This is a genomic window from Clostridiaceae bacterium HFYG-1003, from assembly GCA_024579835.1.
In the GTDB taxonomy this organism is placed as follows: domain Bacteria; phylum Bacillota; class Clostridia; order Clostridiales; family Clostridiaceae; genus JG1575.
This window is the reverse complement of the sequence record CP102060.1, coordinates 2,230,171-2,243,899: the sequence shown is the minus strand read 5'-3', so window position 1 is coordinate 2,243,899 and position 13,729 is coordinate 2,230,171. Positions and strand designations below refer to the sequence as shown.

Here is a 13,729-nt window from a genome sequence, read left to right as displayed (position 1 = left end):
GGTTTTTCCAGCTGCGTCGGTGAGGCTTTGCAACAAGCCATTGACGGTATTGTAATCATAGATGAGGACCTTTCCTAAAGGATCGGTTTCATAGTTTGGGTTAACTGCTGGTAATTATGTATAGATAATGGAATGTAAATTATGTTAAGATAATATCAATTGAGTCTTGGCTGTTAGTGTTGTCAGGATTTTACTTTGGGGAGGACTATATGGATTATTTTAGCGAGAGTTTAGTGCTGCATGAGAAATACCGGGGGAAGATCGAGGTGACCTCCAAGCTGAAGCTGGAGAATCGGGATGATCTGTCACTGGCTTATACACCGGGGGTGGCTGAGCCCTGCCGGAGGATTCACGAACAGGAAGAGGAGGTATATAAGTATACCTCCAAGGGAAATCTGGTGGCTGTAGTCACCGATGGAACCGCGGTGCTGGGGTTGGGTGATATTGGCCCGAAAGCGGCCATGCCGGTTATGGAGGGCAAGGCGATCCTGTTCAAAGAGTTTGGCAAAGTAGATGCTTTTCCGATATGTCTGGACACCACCGATGTGGATGAAATCGTTCGGACTGTCCGTCTGATTGCACCGGGCTTCGGCGGCATCAACCTGGAGGATATCTCGGCTCCACGCTGTTTTGAAATTGAGGAGCGGCTGAAGGCGGAGCTGGATATTCCGGTATTCCATGATGATCAGCACGGGACAGCGATTGTCGTACTGGCGGGTATGCTCAATGCCCTGAAGCTGACCGGCAAGAATCTGGGGGATCTGAAAATCATCATAAACGGAGCCGGGGCGGCAGGTACCGCCATTGCCCACCTGCTGACCGCAGCCGGTGCACGCAACTTCATCGTCTGCGACCGCAGCGGGGCATTGGCTATGGGGCGGGACAAAATGAACGATGCCAAGGACGCGCTGGCCAGGGTCACCAATCCCAACAGTGAAACGGGATGTCTGGCCGATGTCATGAAAAACGCCGATGTCTTCATCGGGGTTTCCTCGGCCGGGGCTGTAACTCAGGATATGGTCCGTTCCATGGCCAAGGACCCGATCATTCTCGCCATGGCGAACCCCACGCCGGAAATCATGCCGGATCTGGCCAGAGAAGCCGGAGCCCGCATTGTCGGTACCGGTCGATCGGACTTCCCAAATCAGATCAACAATGTACTGGTCTTCCCGGGCGTGTTCCGGGGCTCACTGGACGCGCGGGCCAGCGAAATCAACATGGAGATGAAGCTGGCGGCGGCACACGCCATCGCCGAATACATTAAACCGGAGGAGCTGTCTGAGAACTTGATTATCCCCAGTGCTCTGGATAAGAACGTGGCTCAGGCAGTAGCCAGAGCCATCGGTGAGGCAGCCCGCCGCACCGGCGTCGCCAGAATTTAATCGAAAGCGCAGAGCATCTGTCAGCCTTTCCCCATGGGGAAGGGCTGACATTTTTGTGGTGGTTTTTAAGCAGTGGTCGTTCCCTGAAACCCGGACTTACAGGCTTGTGAACGATGGATCAGCAGCACGCATCCTCAACTATTTTTTTGTCTTAAGAAAGAAAAAATGATTGAAAAATAGCCTGGTGTCCTGTAAAATGAATCATGTTACATCGTTTATGGCTTCATAGCTCAGTTGGTAGAGCAGAGGATTGAAAATCCTCGTGTCCTTGGTTCGATTCCGAGTGAAGCCACCAAAAAGACCAGTCGCAGGACTGGTCCTTTTTTGGCTTTGGGTGATTGGTTCGAGCGATGGTTTTATGTTAAGATGGGTAAGGAATTGCATATTCAAAAAGGAGATTTTTAAATGGAAAACAATAAAGTACTGGCTAAAATCAACGGCGTAGAGATTACTGAAGACGTGCTCAACCGCACGATTGAGAAGTTCGCGGCCGATAAGCGGGCTTATTTTGAATCAGAGTTCGGCCGCAAGCAGCTGCTGGATCAGATCATCAATGTCGAGCTGATCAACGCTCATGGAACCGAAACCGGAATTGATCAGGATGACTTCTACCGCACACAGATGGAACAGGCTGAGAAGGATATCCGCTTCAATGCCACAATGAACCGCCTGATGGCTGATGTGATGGTATCTGATGAGGAAATCCAGGCTAAGTACGATGAAAATCCGGCTGCCTTCTCAGGCCCTGAGACCATCGGTGCCCGCCACATTCTCGTGGATTCCCTGGAACAGGCCGATCAGATCAAGGCAAAAATTGACAGCAATGAACTGAGCTTTGAAGAGGCTGCCAAAGAATTCTCCTCCTGCCCGTCCAAGGAAGCCGGCGGAGACCTGGGAAGCTTCGGCAAAGGCATGATGGTGCCGGAATTCGAAGAAGCTGCGTTTGCCAGCGAAATCAATGAAGTCACCGCACCGGTCAAGACTCAGTTTGGCTACCATCTGATCCAGGTATACGAGAAGAACTCCGCCGACCTGCAGAGCTTTGACGATGTCAAGGACAGCATCCGGACCAACCTGCTCCAGGAAAAGCAGATGAACAAATACACGGCCCTGATTGCGGATCTGAGAGACAAGTACTTCGACAAGTAATCCCGGAACCTTCCGGACGATCGAACAGCGATCCATTCGCAGGATTTAAAAGACAACGGTCTGCCGGCTCTTTGGAGCGGTCAGACCGTTGTCTTTTCGGGTTGATAGGATCAGGTCAGGCTGGATCACCCTGGATCCGGCGGCTAAGCCTGTTCGTTTTTATATTCATCGATCAGCTTCTTGAAGAAGGGCAGGCTTTTCTGAATGGTCTCGGTGGAGATACAGTAGGAGAGGCGCATATGCGTCGGTATGCCAAAGCCCGTGCCGGGAACCAGGAGCACATCGTATTTTTTGGCTCTCTGGCAGAACTCTTCCGAGTTGCCGTTGGGTGCTTCAATAAAGGCATAGAAGGCTCCGTCGGGTTTGGCCATATTGTAGCCGTACTCGGTGAGGCTGTTGTAGATCAGGTTGCGGTTGTTGATGTAGGTGGACAGATCAGCTTCTACATCGACACAGCGCTCAATGACGGTCTGGAACAGGGAGTGGGCACAGACGAAGCCGAGAATCCGGGCAGCCCCGAACACAGCGGACATGAGCTCTTTCGCCCCTTCGACCTGTTTGGGGATCAGGATGTAACCAATCCGCTCGCCGGGCAGGGACAGTGATTTGGCCCAGGAATAGTTGATGATCGTATTTTCATAATAGGTTGAAGTAATGCGCTGCTTGGTATCTCCGTAGACCAGCTCGCGATAGGGCTCATCCGACAGAATGTAGATCGGGTGGCCATATTCCCTGGATTTGCGGCGCAGGAGCTCAGCCAGTCTGGTCAGCGTTTCGTCCGAGTAGACCACGCCGGAAGGATTGTTCGGCGAGTTGACGATCATGACCTTGGTGTTGGGCGTGATCTTGGCTTCGAGTTTGTCGAAGTCAATCTGGAAGTTTTCGAGGTTTGGCTCCACCGGAACGAATTTTCCCCCCTGGGCTTCCACATAGTAGCGATATTCCGGAAAGAACGGCGCCACCACCACAACTTCTTCCTCCGGGCTGGCCAGGATGGCTTTCAGGGTGATGGTAAGCGATGCCGAAGCACCGGAGGTCATATAGACGTCATTGGCGTCGTAGCTGGTGCCGAACCGGCGGTTAAGGTTTTTCGCGATGGCGTCCCGGGTTGAATGGCGTCCCGGTGAGGCGGTGTAGCTGTGATACTCTACGGGTGACATGGTTTGAACGATGTCGACAATGGCTTCCTGAATGGCCGCCGGTGCCGGAACATTGGGATTCCCAATGGAAAAATCGTAGACATTCTCCCGTCCGACTTCCTGAGCCCGGCGATTCCCGTAGTCGAAAATCTCCCGGATGACGGAGCGCTGCGTTCCCAGCTGCACCATTTTTTGATTGAACATGTTTTTCTTCCCCCTTGATTAACATATAAAGTATTTTAACATAAATCTCCTTGGATTGTGGAAACCTTTTCTTTTTCTGGCGGACTGCCCCCCGGGCAGTGCGCTGGTTTACTGAATCGGGCGGAGCGGCTCCTTCAGGAGCGATGTGAAGTCCTTAATAAACAGGTCTGCCAGCTGACTGGCTTCCTCTGTGGTCAGATTGGTATGAATATCATCCACCGCCACAACTCTCATTCCGGCGAGACGGGCCCCCTTCATGGCATGGGGCACATCTTCGAACACCACGATGTCCGACGGCGAAATGCCGATGGACTCGGCGGCCAGCAGATAGACATCGGGCTGCGACTTGGATTTGGCAGCTGTATCATCCGTGGTGACGAGGGCGTCGAAAAAGTGGTGGATGTCGTTCGCCTGAAGGCAGACAGACAGCAGGTGACGGGTGTTGGAGGTGGCAATGGCCAGCTTGACGCCCTGATCCTTGAGCTGCTGCAGGAATTCACGGGCGCCGGCCTTGAGGGGCACGTTGCGGGCATACTGGTTTTCTGCGGCCCGGATCCAGATGTCCTGAATCTCCTCCACGGATTCGCGCAGTCCGTAAGTATCCTTGAAGTAGCGGGCAGTTTCGTTGAAGGAATAGTGCGCGACGTCTTTCATGAGTTCCTGGGGCGTAATTCCCAAGTTTAACGTCTGAATGAGTTCTGTGTCAATTTTGGACCAGACCCACATCGAATCGACGAGGGTGCCGTCCAGGTCAAAAATGACCCCTTTTATGGTTTCAAACATGAATGCCTCCTGGTTGTTAAACAAGCTGTGACAGTGCCGGCATGAACAGGTGCACGACATAGGCGAAGGAACTGCCGATGAAGGCGCCGGCCAGGACATCGGAAGGGTAATGCACCGCCAGATAGACCCGGGAAAATCCGACGCCGAACGCCAGCAGGAGAAATACCAGGCGGATGGAAGGGCTCACCACCAGCAGACTGATGGAGGTGGCCAAAGCAAAGGCTGCTGTCGTATGGCCGGAAGGAAAGGAATAAGGATCCACCCCGATTCGGATGGAACGCAGGTTCTTTGACAGGACAAACGGACGCTTGCGCCGGATCAGCCGCTTCAAAATCTGAACAAAAATGGTGGAGGTGGTCAGGGTGACGGCTCCGTGGATCGCAAAGGGACGAAATGTGTCCTTTGGCAAAAACACCATGGCCAGTATGACCCCAAGAGCAAATACGTCTGATCCCAGATAAGTCATGGCAATGTTCAGATAGTCAAAAAAGGGATTGCGCAGTTTGGCATTGATGTAATGCACCACGCGGTAATCCAATTTAAAGATCAGATCAAGCATAATGTAATCTCCGTTGAAATTGGGATTATACTTCCGTGCTAAAATAGAAATACAAATCTATTATACCCTATGATAAATTAAGAACACATGAAGAGGACATTATTTCGTATGGAAATTGACACGTTTCAGATCAATGACGATGAAACCCTGGAGGATCTGGGGCTGGATGGCTTGAAACTTCTGCAGAAGGACAGGGGATTCCGCTTCGGAACCGACGCGGTCCTGCTGGCTCATTTTTGCGCGCCCCGGGGCCGGGAACGGATCATGGATCTTTGCACCGGTTCCGGTATTATTCCGGTGCTCATTGCAGGGAAAACCTCAGTCGGGGAAATCGTCGGGATCGAGCTGCAGGAAAAGTACGCGGCCATGGCCCAGCGCAGCATCACCGGGAATCTCCTGGAAGATCGCATCACCATCCGGCAGGGGGATGTGACAGACCGGGAGTTTCTGGCCGATTTCGGAAAGTTTGACTTAGTCACCTGCAACCCGCCCTACAAGGAATGGGGGCGGGGCATTCCCAATCCGGGCGATGAACTGATGATCGCCCGCCATGAAGTAACCCTGAAGCTGGAGGATGTGATCCGGGCCGCCGACCTGCTGCTGAAGGATAACGGACGGCTCTGCCTGGTGCATCGACCGGAGCGATTGTTTGACATCTACCGCTGCATGCAGGAACACCATATGGAGCTCAAACGGATCCGGATGGTTTGCCCCAGCCACGGCAAAGCGCCCAACCTGATGCTGGTGGAAGGCAAGAAAGGGCAGAAGCCCTATCTCAAATGGGAGCCGGAGCTGGCGATCTATGAAGCCGACGGAACGTATACGAATGAAGTGAAGGAGATCTATCAGGATGGCAGACACTAAATTAATTGTTGTACCAACGCCCATCGGCAACCTGTCCGATATCACCGACCGGGTGCGGGAGGCTCTGCTAAGCGCCGACCTCATCGCCTGTGAGGACACCAGAACCACCGGGCGTCTCTTAAAACATCTGGGCGCGAAAGCTCCAACCATCAGCTACCACATGCACAATGAAAAAGCCAGATGTGCCGATATTCTGGAAGCGCTGGACCAGGGACGAACCGTAGCCCTGGTATCCGATGCCGGAATGCCCGGGGTGTCCGATCCCGGTCAGGTGGTCATCGAAGCGGCCATCGGCCATGGGGTAGAAGTCGTCGTTCTGCCCGGACCCTCAGCGTTTGTGACAGCCCTGGTGGGATCCGGTCTCCCCACGGACCGCTTTACCTTCGTCGGATTTCTGGAGAAAAATCGCACCCGGCGCAAAAAACAGCTCGAAGAAGTGAAAGACCGCCCGGATACCCTCATTTTCTACGAGGCACCTCATCGGCTGCGGGAATTCCTGGAAACCCTGCGCGAAGTGCTGGGCGACCGGCGGGTCAGCCTGGCCCGCGAACTGACCAAACTCCATGAAGAGTACGAGCGGGGAACTCTGTCGGAGCTGATCGAGCGATATGAAACCAAGGAGCCCCGGGGAGAATATGTCATCATTGCGGAAGGCAGAACTCCGGAGGAAGCCCGGGCAGAAGCGGAAGCCAGCCTGGAAGGCCTCAGCATTGAAGACCATGTCCGACAGCTGATGGAGGAAGGCCTGTCCAAAATGGACGCGGTCAAACGGGTTGCCAAAGAGCGGGGCCTGAAAAAGAATGAGGTGTATATGAAGGTGACAGAGATCGACTAAAGGGATTTAAATTAACTTGAAAAGTAGTAAGGATTACCATATAATAACATCGAGGTGGTCCACTATGACAAGTCAAATTCGCACCCATGATCCAGTCACCCTGGAAGAAATGCCAAAATACGATCTGTTTTTATCGCAGGTCATCGATTTTCTGAATGAATACTTTCCGGAGGAACATTTCACCGGAAATATGATTCAAAATTATATTAAAAGTGAAGTCATCACAAAGCCGATCGATCGCAAAAAGCGGGGCTATACCCGCATGCATCTGATCCAGCTGGTGTTTCTTTGCTATATGCGCCCAATCCTGACAACGGATGAAATCAAAAAAGTATTTGCCCTGGCCTTCAATGAAATCAACCAGCCGGAAGACGACATCATCACCTGGGAAGAAGCTTACCGGGTGTTCCTGCTCATCTATCGGTCAGCCAGCGAAGCGTCAGATATACCACTGGAAGGCGGGGATCAGCAGATCGAACGCTACCTGGACGAACTGGAAATTAAAGACAGCTTCGACCAGATCCGGATGTTCATCCAGGTCCTGATCCTGGTTACCCGCGCCACGGAACTCAAACGTCGGGTCCAGCTGGTCATATCCTCGGATCACCAATCGGCAGGCAGCTCTGTGCAGCAGCCGGCCAGGTAGTCCCTTGCTGCCAGATTTCTGACAGTAGAGCCTCTGAAGGTTCCGGAGAATACAGTTTCAAAAACAGATGTTCAAAATCAGTTTTTTAAAAGAAGCAGTTCATAAACAGATGTTCAGGAGATCAGTTCAAAAGAAGCAGTAAAAAACCCGAGTTCATAAGAAACAGTTCAAAAACCGGAGTGCAAAAAAGTAGTTCAAAAACCGCAGTATGATGAAACATTGGGTTGAAGATACGATTCAGTGGGCCATGACCACTCGGCATATTATTCCAATCGAGCAACTGAAGAAGGAAACGGCGTCGCCGTTTCCTTCTTTTGCGCCTATTAACAGGTAGGAGGTGATCGCATGGAAGAACTGTTCAACCTGGTGGGCAACCTGGGCTTTCCCATTGCCGTGACGCTGTATCTGCTGATCCGGATTGAGGGCAAGCTGGAACTGCTGACCCAGAGCATCAATCAGCTGTCCAGGACTTTGATCAAAGATCAGGCCTGATCCTCAAGTCATCCGGCGCGGCTTGCCGCTCCGGATGTGCTCTGTGAGGGAGATACCGGACCGCTTTCAGATGATGGAATGAAACAGGGAAATGCGAGAAAGTTGAAACAGAACAGTCGAACAGATGAAACAGGAATAAAGTGGAATAGATGAAACAGGAAAGAGATGAAATGAAAAAAGGGATCCGCAGGGATCCCTTTCGTGTTAGCAGGTTCGATGGTCCGCTCTGGTCACGGGGTGGAGAGAGCGGGTGGTCATTTAGATGAAGTTCTCTTCAACCAGAAGCATTTCCTGACCATAGGCCTCAAACAGGCCGATATCCAGGATCTCAATGTAGGGCAGAATGCTCTTATCCATGTAGACGGTGATGTCGCCGTCCTGGAACATCTGATCTTCTTCGGTGGTGCTGTCCGTCTGAACCAGACGGAATTCAGGGCCGCTTCAGCAGTTGTTGACCATCATGATGCGGTAGTTGAGTCCTTCTTCCGCAATCTCTTTCATCTTGGCCTGAGCGGCCTCGGTGATTCGAATTCGTTTTTCTTCCATTTGTTCACCTCATGTGCAGGTTTTTCTTTTGTATCTAGTCTGGGAAGCTCCCTGAAGTCGGCAGACCTTCCTTTACCACCAGGTTTTCATCGCCGAACAGACTTGCCAGGATGATGTCCAGGGTTTCAAAATACTCGGCGGCCCGGCCATCCACCGTTACAGACAGGGCGGATGCCTCATCCCGGATCTCCAAATCGCCATCGCGGGCTTCCTTCGTCTGAACCAGACGATAGGCCGGACCGCATCAGGTGAAGGCGGAGAGCTCAATTCGGTAGAAGTGGCCGGCTTTCAGTTCCCGGGCCATTTTTTCGGCGGCCGGCAGACTGATCCGGATTGTTTTTGGGGGCGCTTGATTCATGGATTTTCCCTCGCTTTTGATTCCTATCATACCACAATAAAGCATAGCATTTTGATCGGGAATAGATTTTAAAAAATAATTCACAGATAGGGTATAATGTTAGTCGAACCCTAAGATTTAGTGACGGAAAAGAGGCACCCATGTACCAGGTAAAAATATCGGTACGCAACCTGGTGGAATCCATTCTGATGACCGGAGACATCGGCTCTGAGATGAAGATACTGACCCCTGAACGAGCCGAGGAAGGCTCCCGGGTGCATCGTCTGCATCAGGAACGCAGGCTTCAGGAAAATAAGGATTACCGCCGGGAAGTGTACTTGAAACAGGAATTTAACTACGGTGACATCCTGGTCACCGTGGATGGCCGGGCTGATGGGCTTGTGCCGGATGATTACATCGAAGAAATCAAGAGCACCTATCTGAATCCGGAGGCGCTGGCGGATTACCAGAACCCCCTGCACTGGGCTCAGCTGAAGTTTTACGCTTATATGTATCTGGTTGCTGAGGACAAGGCTCGGATGAATCTGAAGCTGACCTATTTCAACATTGATACGGAAGAGGTTTTTTCCCGGGACGAGACGTGGACGCTGGCAGATCTGACCGGATTCGTGTCAGGGGTTCTGGAGACTTTCGTGGAGCTTCGCCGGCTCTATTTCCGCTGGCGGGAGAAACGGGACAAGAGCATCCGCCTGGCGGATTTTCCGTTCGCGCAGTATCGCCCCGGTCAGCGGGAGATGGCAGTCAATGTCTATGGAACGATCCGTGACCGGCGGCAGATCTTTGTCCAGGCTCCGACGGGGATCGGAAAAACCATTTCCTCCCTGTTTCCGGCGGTGAAGGCGCTGCGGGAAGGGAAGACGGACCGGATCTTTTATCTCACCCCCAAAAGCACCGGGAAACAGATCGGAGAGGAATCCATCCGGCTGCTGCGGGAAGGCGGAACGGCTCTGCGCAGCGTCACCCTGACTTCCAAGGAAAAAATCTGCTTCATGGAGGAAGTGCGCTGTGAAGCGGAGTACTGTCCCTATGCCAGGGGCTATTATGACAAGGTAACGCCGGCAGTGATTGATCTGCTCAACCATGAGGATTCCATGTCCCGGGAAGTAATGGAAGCCTATGCGAAAAAGCACGAGATCTGCCCCTTTGAGTTTTCCCTGGACCTGTCGCTGTATGCCGACATCATCATCGGGGACTACAACTATGCCTTTGACCCGAGAGTCTATCTCAAACGGTTCTTCGAGGAGAAAACCGAACAATATACGTTTCTGGTGGATGAAGCGCATAACCTGCTGGATCGGGCCCGATCCATGTTCTCGGCAGAGGTTTCAACCCAGCCCTATGAAACCCTGGCCAGTGACTTTGGCCGGATCAGCAGCGATATCGCCAAAAAAGCCGGAAAAGCCGGAGATTCGCTCCGTCAGATCCAGGCCGGTCTCCCGCAGGAGGAACGGATGGTCTGGTCCACCTATCATCCGGAACTGGTCAATGTCCTGGAAAGCTTTCGCGGAGCCTGCGAAAAATACCTGCAGGATGAAGAGGAAATTCGTCGGAAAGAACAGAACCGGGAGCGCGACCGCGAGATCCAGGATCTCTGCCTGGATACTTATTTTGCCACCCGGACGTTCCTGAAGATTGCCGAGCTCTACGGCACCGGCTATCTCACCTATGCCGTCCTCAAGGGCCAGGAGCTGACCTACAAGCTCTTCTGCATTCATCCCGGCGAGAACCTCAAGGAGGCATCCAAGCGGGCTGACAGCATTGTCTACTTTTCAGCCACCCTGACGCCGATGGATTATTATATGGATCTGTACGGGGCCGAGGAGTCGGCCTACCGGATGGGGCTGCCTTCGCCATTTCCGGCGGAGCACCTGAAAGTGTTCAGCGACACGAAAATTGATACCAGATACAAGGTTCGCTCGCGCAGCTATGACTCCATCGCCGCTGATCTGGACCGGATGCTGAAGTACAAGATGGGAAACTACGTCGCCTTCTTTCCGTCCTATGTCTATATGCGCAATGTCTACGACGCGTTCCTGACCCAGTACGGTTCTTACTATGAAGTGCGGCTGCAGGAACCGGGTCTGTCTGAGCTGGATCGTACCGCCGTGCTGGCCGAGTTTGAGCAGCCGCGGGACCGCAGTTTTCTGTACTTCATGGTTCTGGGCGGCGTCTTTGCCGAAGGCATTGACCTGAAAGGGGATCGGCTGATCGGATCGGCCATCATCGGCCTGGGCTATCCCCAGCTGGACTATGAACGGGAATTGATCATGGATTATTTTAATCAGGCTAATAATGAAGGCTTCCAGTACGCCTATACCTATCCGGGACTGAATAAAGTGACCCAGGCCGGCGGCCGGGTGATCCGTAGCGGTACCGACCGGGGCATCATTCTGCTGATGGATACCCGCTACCGGCGCCGCGACATTCAGAGACTGCTTCCCCCGGGATGGTTCCCGGTTCAGGATATCAAAGACCTGGAAGCGCCTGAGGACGAGGAGTCCGATGTCAGTGCCGAATAAGACAGCCACCATTCGACACTGAAATGATGGAGATCACCGGCAATTGGAACACCCACTGAACGGGTCAGTCCTGATCGAATCTTTCGATCAATCCGAACGGCTCGGCCGGGCAGGCTAAAATAAATAGCGAAAACAGGGAGTCCGGAAGTTTCCGGGCTCCCTGTTTTCGGGAATGGCTAAAAAATCTTCATACAATAGGGCCGGTTTCATTAAAATTTCCCTGCTATGATGAGGGCAATAACGAGAGACCAGATCCAGCGACTTTTTGTCGCCGGGTTCCAACACCAGATTCGGGTTCATCGTCGGGTTCATGTCGGGTTCATGTCGGGTTCATGTCGGATTCCCGGAATTCATCATTCCTGACCTGGGAATACTGCATCCTGACAAGGGGATTACTTCATCCCGACTTTGAAATCAATCGTCCCAATTGCGGGATCACTGTATCCTGCCTGGTGGGGACTCAGATTACCAAGCGCAAGGAGAGATTGATATGAAAGCTTTCAAAGGAATTATGAATAACCGGGTGGTCCGGTTTATCAAGGCGCTGTTGCAGAAGCTGAATAAGGATGACGCGATTCCCTATGCCTACCAGCTGTCCTACAGCCTGATGCTGGCGATTTTCCCATTCCTGATCTTCCTGCTCACTCTGGTCGGTTTCATGAATCTGGACGCCGAGCGAATCATCGACCAGATTCAGCGGGTCATGCCCGGGGAAGCCTTCAAGCTGTTTGAGGGAATCATTCATGATGTGACGAAGAATCAGAACGGGACCTTGCTGTCCATCTCCATTGTGACTGCGATCTGGTCGGCAGCAGGCGGATTCAAAGCCTTTATGAAGGCGATGAACAAAGTTCACGGACTCAAGGAAGACCGCTCCTTCCTTGTCGTGAACCTGGATGCCATCGTACTGGTCGTTCTTCTGGCCGTGGGCATTGCCGGTTCCCTGCTTCTCCTGGTCTTCTTCCAGCCCATCATTGATACGGTGAAGAGCTACTTCCCGCTCCTGGAAGTCGGACCCAGTCAGAAGCTTCTCAGCTTCGTCGTTCCGCTGGTATTCATCTTCCTGCTGTTCCTTGCCTTCTATATGTTTGTCCCGGCCCGGAACGTCAAGCTGAAGCATGCCCTGCCCGGCGCCATTTTTGCCGCCGTTGCCTTCATGGCAGTGTCTCTGGGCTTCCAGTACTACGTAGCAACCTTCGCCAACTACAACCGGTTCTATGGCGCCATGGGTGCGGTGGTCATTCTGATCTTCTGGATTCTCCTGATCTCCATCATCATGGTGATGGGGGGAGCGCTCAATTCACTGATTATCCAGACCAGAGGGGTTCGGTACCCCTTCTGGAAGACAAAGAAGGATACCATCAATGAAGTGCGGGATGAGGCTGTAACGAAGGTGGAAGAAAAATACCGCTACGCCGAAGGGATCCGCGAAGTTCGGTTCTAATCTCCCGCATCATCGGGCAGTCTGCCAGAGCTGGATCAGGTCTTCGGCCGTCATGGCAAAGCCTGGTTTCCAACTTTCGCAGGACTGCCAGTCTCAGTGAATAAGCAGTGTGAGCGCCGATCACTCGGCGTTCATTTTTGGTTGGCATTGATTTATGGAAGCACGAAAGGGCAGAAGCCGGTTTGGTCATCGAAGGGAAAGAACTGAAACCAAGTTATGATAAAGTGTCAGTGGGAAGTTGTCTGTTGGGTGGAAAACGGAGGAAGTTAGAAATTAACCCGGAGTCTTTTGCCTGATTGGCAATTTAATGCCGAAAATAGCCGTTCTGACTGAAATTAGCGTAAAATAGGGGTAAGAAAAATGAGCCGAACGGCAGCCCGAACTGCCGGAATTGAGGTCACCATGAACCAGAAACACCTGAAAATGTTTTTTGAACACTACGGAATCGCATTTTGGATCCTGTATCTGCTATTCCCGTTTTTCCTGAACAAAGCATTGCCGGATCCGGCGTACAGTCTGATCCTGATGCTGCTTCTGGGAGGATACCTGACGGTGATGTACTATGCCTATGCGACGTTTGCGACGAATCGGCAGTTTGTAATCGACGCCGCCAGTCTGGTGATTGGCGTTTCTGTGCTGAGCGCGTTCTCGATGTTTCGGTCTTCCGCCTCCACCGCACTGGACCTGACGATGTACCTGGTTCTGTCCATGACCTTTGCTCCGACCGCACTGCGCCTGGAGACGCATAAAACCAGGAGCAAAGCCAAAGGAAAAGCTTAATTCGCCCAATACAGAGACCGGTTCCCTGA

14 protein-coding genes and 1 tRNA gene are annotated in these 13,729 nt (G+C 52.5%); 10 read left to right on the top strand and 5 right to left on the bottom strand.

Annotated features, from left to right (window positions below):
- Window positions 1-209 precede the first annotated feature (209 nt).
- The 3 genes from NQU17_10135 to NQU17_10125 all read left to right on the top strand — a co-directional run bounded on the left by NQU17_10135 (window position 210) and on the right by NQU17_10125 (window position 2,531).
- Window positions 210-1,382, top strand: a complete 1,173-nt coding sequence (locus NQU17_10135; GenBank protein UUM11020.1) for an NADP-dependent malic enzyme — start codon at window positions 210-212, stop codon at window positions 1,380-1,382.
- Window positions 1,383-1,601: 219 nt separating this feature from the next.
- Window positions 1,602-1,677 (top strand) — tRNA-Phe (locus NQU17_10130).
- Between the two features lie 110 nt (window positions 1,678-1,787).
- Entirely contained in the window at window positions 1,788-2,531 is a 744-nt protein-coding gene (locus NQU17_10125) for a peptidylprolyl isomerase (protein UUM11019.1), read from the top strand.
- Between the two features lie 143 nt (window positions 2,532-2,674).
- Here NQU17_10125 and NQU17_10120 read toward each other — a convergent pair whose 3' ends face one another.
- The 3 genes from NQU17_10120 to NQU17_10110 all read right to left on the bottom strand — a co-directional run bounded on the left by NQU17_10120 (window position 2,675) and on the right by NQU17_10110 (window position 5,216).
- Window positions 2,675-3,874 carry a pyridoxal phosphate-dependent aminotransferase gene (locus tag NQU17_10120; GenBank protein UUM11018.1) on the bottom strand — a complete coding sequence of 400 codons (1,200 nt, stop codon included), beginning with the start codon at window positions 3,872-3,874 and terminating at the stop codon, window positions 2,675-2,677.
- Between the two features lie 108 nt (window positions 3,875-3,982).
- Entirely contained in the window at window positions 3,983-4,657 is a 675-nt protein-coding gene (locus tag NQU17_10115) for an HAD family phosphatase (protein ID UUM11017.1), read from the bottom strand.
- 16 nt (window positions 4,658-4,673) lie between these two features.
- Entirely contained in the window at window positions 4,674-5,216 is a 543-nt protein-coding gene (locus NQU17_10110) for a phosphatase PAP2 family protein (protein UUM11016.1), read from the bottom strand.
- A 108-nt stretch (window positions 5,217-5,324) separates the two neighbouring features.
- Between NQU17_10110 and NQU17_10105 the strand changes: the two genes are divergently transcribed.
- The 4 genes from NQU17_10105 (at window position 5,325) to NQU17_10090 (ending at window position 8,053) form a co-directional block, all read left to right on the top strand.
- On the top strand, window positions 5,325-6,080 hold the full coding sequence (locus NQU17_10105) for a tRNA1(Val) (adenine(37)-N6)-methyltransferase (protein ID UUM11015.1): 756 nt from the start codon (window positions 5,325-5,327) through the stop codon (window positions 6,078-6,080).
- Window positions 6,067-6,915: a 16S rRNA (cytidine(1402)-2'-O)-methyltransferase gene (rsmI, locus tag NQU17_10100; GenBank protein ID UUM11014.1), complete on the top strand. Its 849-nt coding sequence runs from the start codon at window positions 6,067-6,069 to the stop codon at window positions 6,913-6,915. Before NQU17_10105 ends, rsmI begins: the two co-directional genes overlap by 14 nt.
- A gap of 64 nt (window positions 6,916-6,979) precedes the next feature.
- A complete protein-coding gene (locus NQU17_10095) occupies window positions 6,980-7,561 on the top strand; it encodes a DUF1836 domain-containing protein (GenBank protein ID UUM11013.1) in 582 nt (193 codons plus the stop codon).
- Window positions 7,562-7,906: 345 nt separating this feature from the next.
- Window positions 7,907-8,053 (top strand): YvrJ family protein, encoded by a 147-nt coding sequence (locus tag NQU17_10090; GenBank protein ID UUM11012.1) that lies wholly within the window; start codon window positions 7,907-7,909, stop codon window positions 8,051-8,053.
- A 258-nt stretch (window positions 8,054-8,311) separates the two neighbouring features.
- Here the strand turns inward: NQU17_10090 and NQU17_10085 are convergent, their stop codons facing one another.
- Together NQU17_10085 and NQU17_10080 are read right to left on the bottom strand one after the other, a co-directional pair.
- Entirely contained in the window at window positions 8,312-8,440 is a 129-nt protein-coding gene (locus tag NQU17_10085) for a hypothetical protein (protein ID UUM11011.1), read from the bottom strand.
- Window positions 8,441-8,633: 193 nt separating this feature from the next.
- On the bottom strand, window positions 8,634-8,792 hold the full coding sequence (locus NQU17_10080) for a hypothetical protein (GenBank protein UUM11010.1): 159 nt from the start codon (window positions 8,790-8,792) through the stop codon (window positions 8,634-8,636).
- Between the two features lie 305 nt (window positions 8,793-9,097).
- On the opposite strand from NQU17_10080, the gene NQU17_10075 reads away from it, so the two are divergent.
- The 3 genes from NQU17_10075 to NQU17_10065 all read left to right on the top strand — a co-directional run bounded on the left by NQU17_10075 (window position 9,098) and on the right by NQU17_10065 (window position 13,700).
- On the top strand, window positions 9,098-11,476 hold the full coding sequence (locus tag NQU17_10075) for an ATP-dependent DNA helicase (protein ID UUM11009.1): 2,379 nt from the start codon (window positions 9,098-9,100) through the stop codon (window positions 11,474-11,476).
- 490 nt (window positions 11,477-11,966) lie between these two features.
- Entirely contained in the window at window positions 11,967-12,920 is a 954-nt protein-coding gene (locus NQU17_10070; GenBank protein UUM11008.1) for a YihY/virulence factor BrkB family protein, read from the top strand.
- 360 nt (window positions 12,921-13,280) lie between these two features.
- A complete protein-coding gene (locus tag NQU17_10065) occupies window positions 13,281-13,700 on the top strand; it encodes a hypothetical protein (protein UUM11007.1) in 420 nt (139 codons plus the stop codon).
- Window positions 13,701-13,729 lie beyond the last annotated feature (29 nt).

Coding starts and splice junctions, on each gene's coding strand:
- NQU17_10135 (UUM11020.1), top strand. CDS start 210: ATGGATTATTTTAGCGAGAGTTTAGTGCTGCATGAGAAATACCGGGGG.
- NQU17_10125 (UUM11019.1), top strand. CDS start 1,788: ATGGAAAACAATAAAGTACTGGCTAAAATCAACGGCGTAGAGATTACT.
- NQU17_10120 (UUM11018.1), bottom strand. CDS start 3,874: ATGTTCAATCAAAAAATGGTGCAGCTGGGAACGCAGCGCTCCGTCATC.
- NQU17_10115 (UUM11017.1), bottom strand. CDS start 4,657: ATGTTTGAAACCATAAAAGGGGTCATTTTTGACCTGGACGGCACCCTC.
- NQU17_10110 (UUM11016.1), bottom strand. CDS start 5,216: ATGCTTGATCTGATCTTTAAATTGGATTACCGCGTGGTGCATTACATC.
- NQU17_10105 (UUM11015.1), top strand. CDS start 5,325: ATGGAAATTGACACGTTTCAGATCAATGACGATGAAACCCTGGAGGAT.
- rsmI (UUM11014.1), top strand. CDS start 6,067: ATGGCAGACACTAAATTAATTGTTGTACCAACGCCCATCGGCAACCTG.
- NQU17_10095 (UUM11013.1), top strand. CDS start 6,980: ATGACAAGTCAAATTCGCACCCATGATCCAGTCACCCTGGAAGAAATG.
- NQU17_10090 (UUM11012.1), top strand. CDS start 7,907: ATGGAAGAACTGTTCAACCTGGTGGGCAACCTGGGCTTTCCCATTGCC.
- NQU17_10085 (UUM11011.1), bottom strand. CDS start 8,440: ATGTTCCAGGACGGCGACATCACCGTCTACATGGATAAGAGCATTCTG.
- NQU17_10075 (UUM11009.1), top strand. CDS start 9,098: ATGTACCAGGTAAAAATATCGGTACGCAACCTGGTGGAATCCATTCTG.
- NQU17_10070 (UUM11008.1), top strand. CDS start 11,967: ATGAAAGCTTTCAAAGGAATTATGAATAACCGGGTGGTCCGGTTTATC.
- NQU17_10065 (UUM11007.1), top strand. CDS start 13,281: ATGAGCCGAACGGCAGCCCGAACTGCCGGAATTGAGGTCACCATGAAC.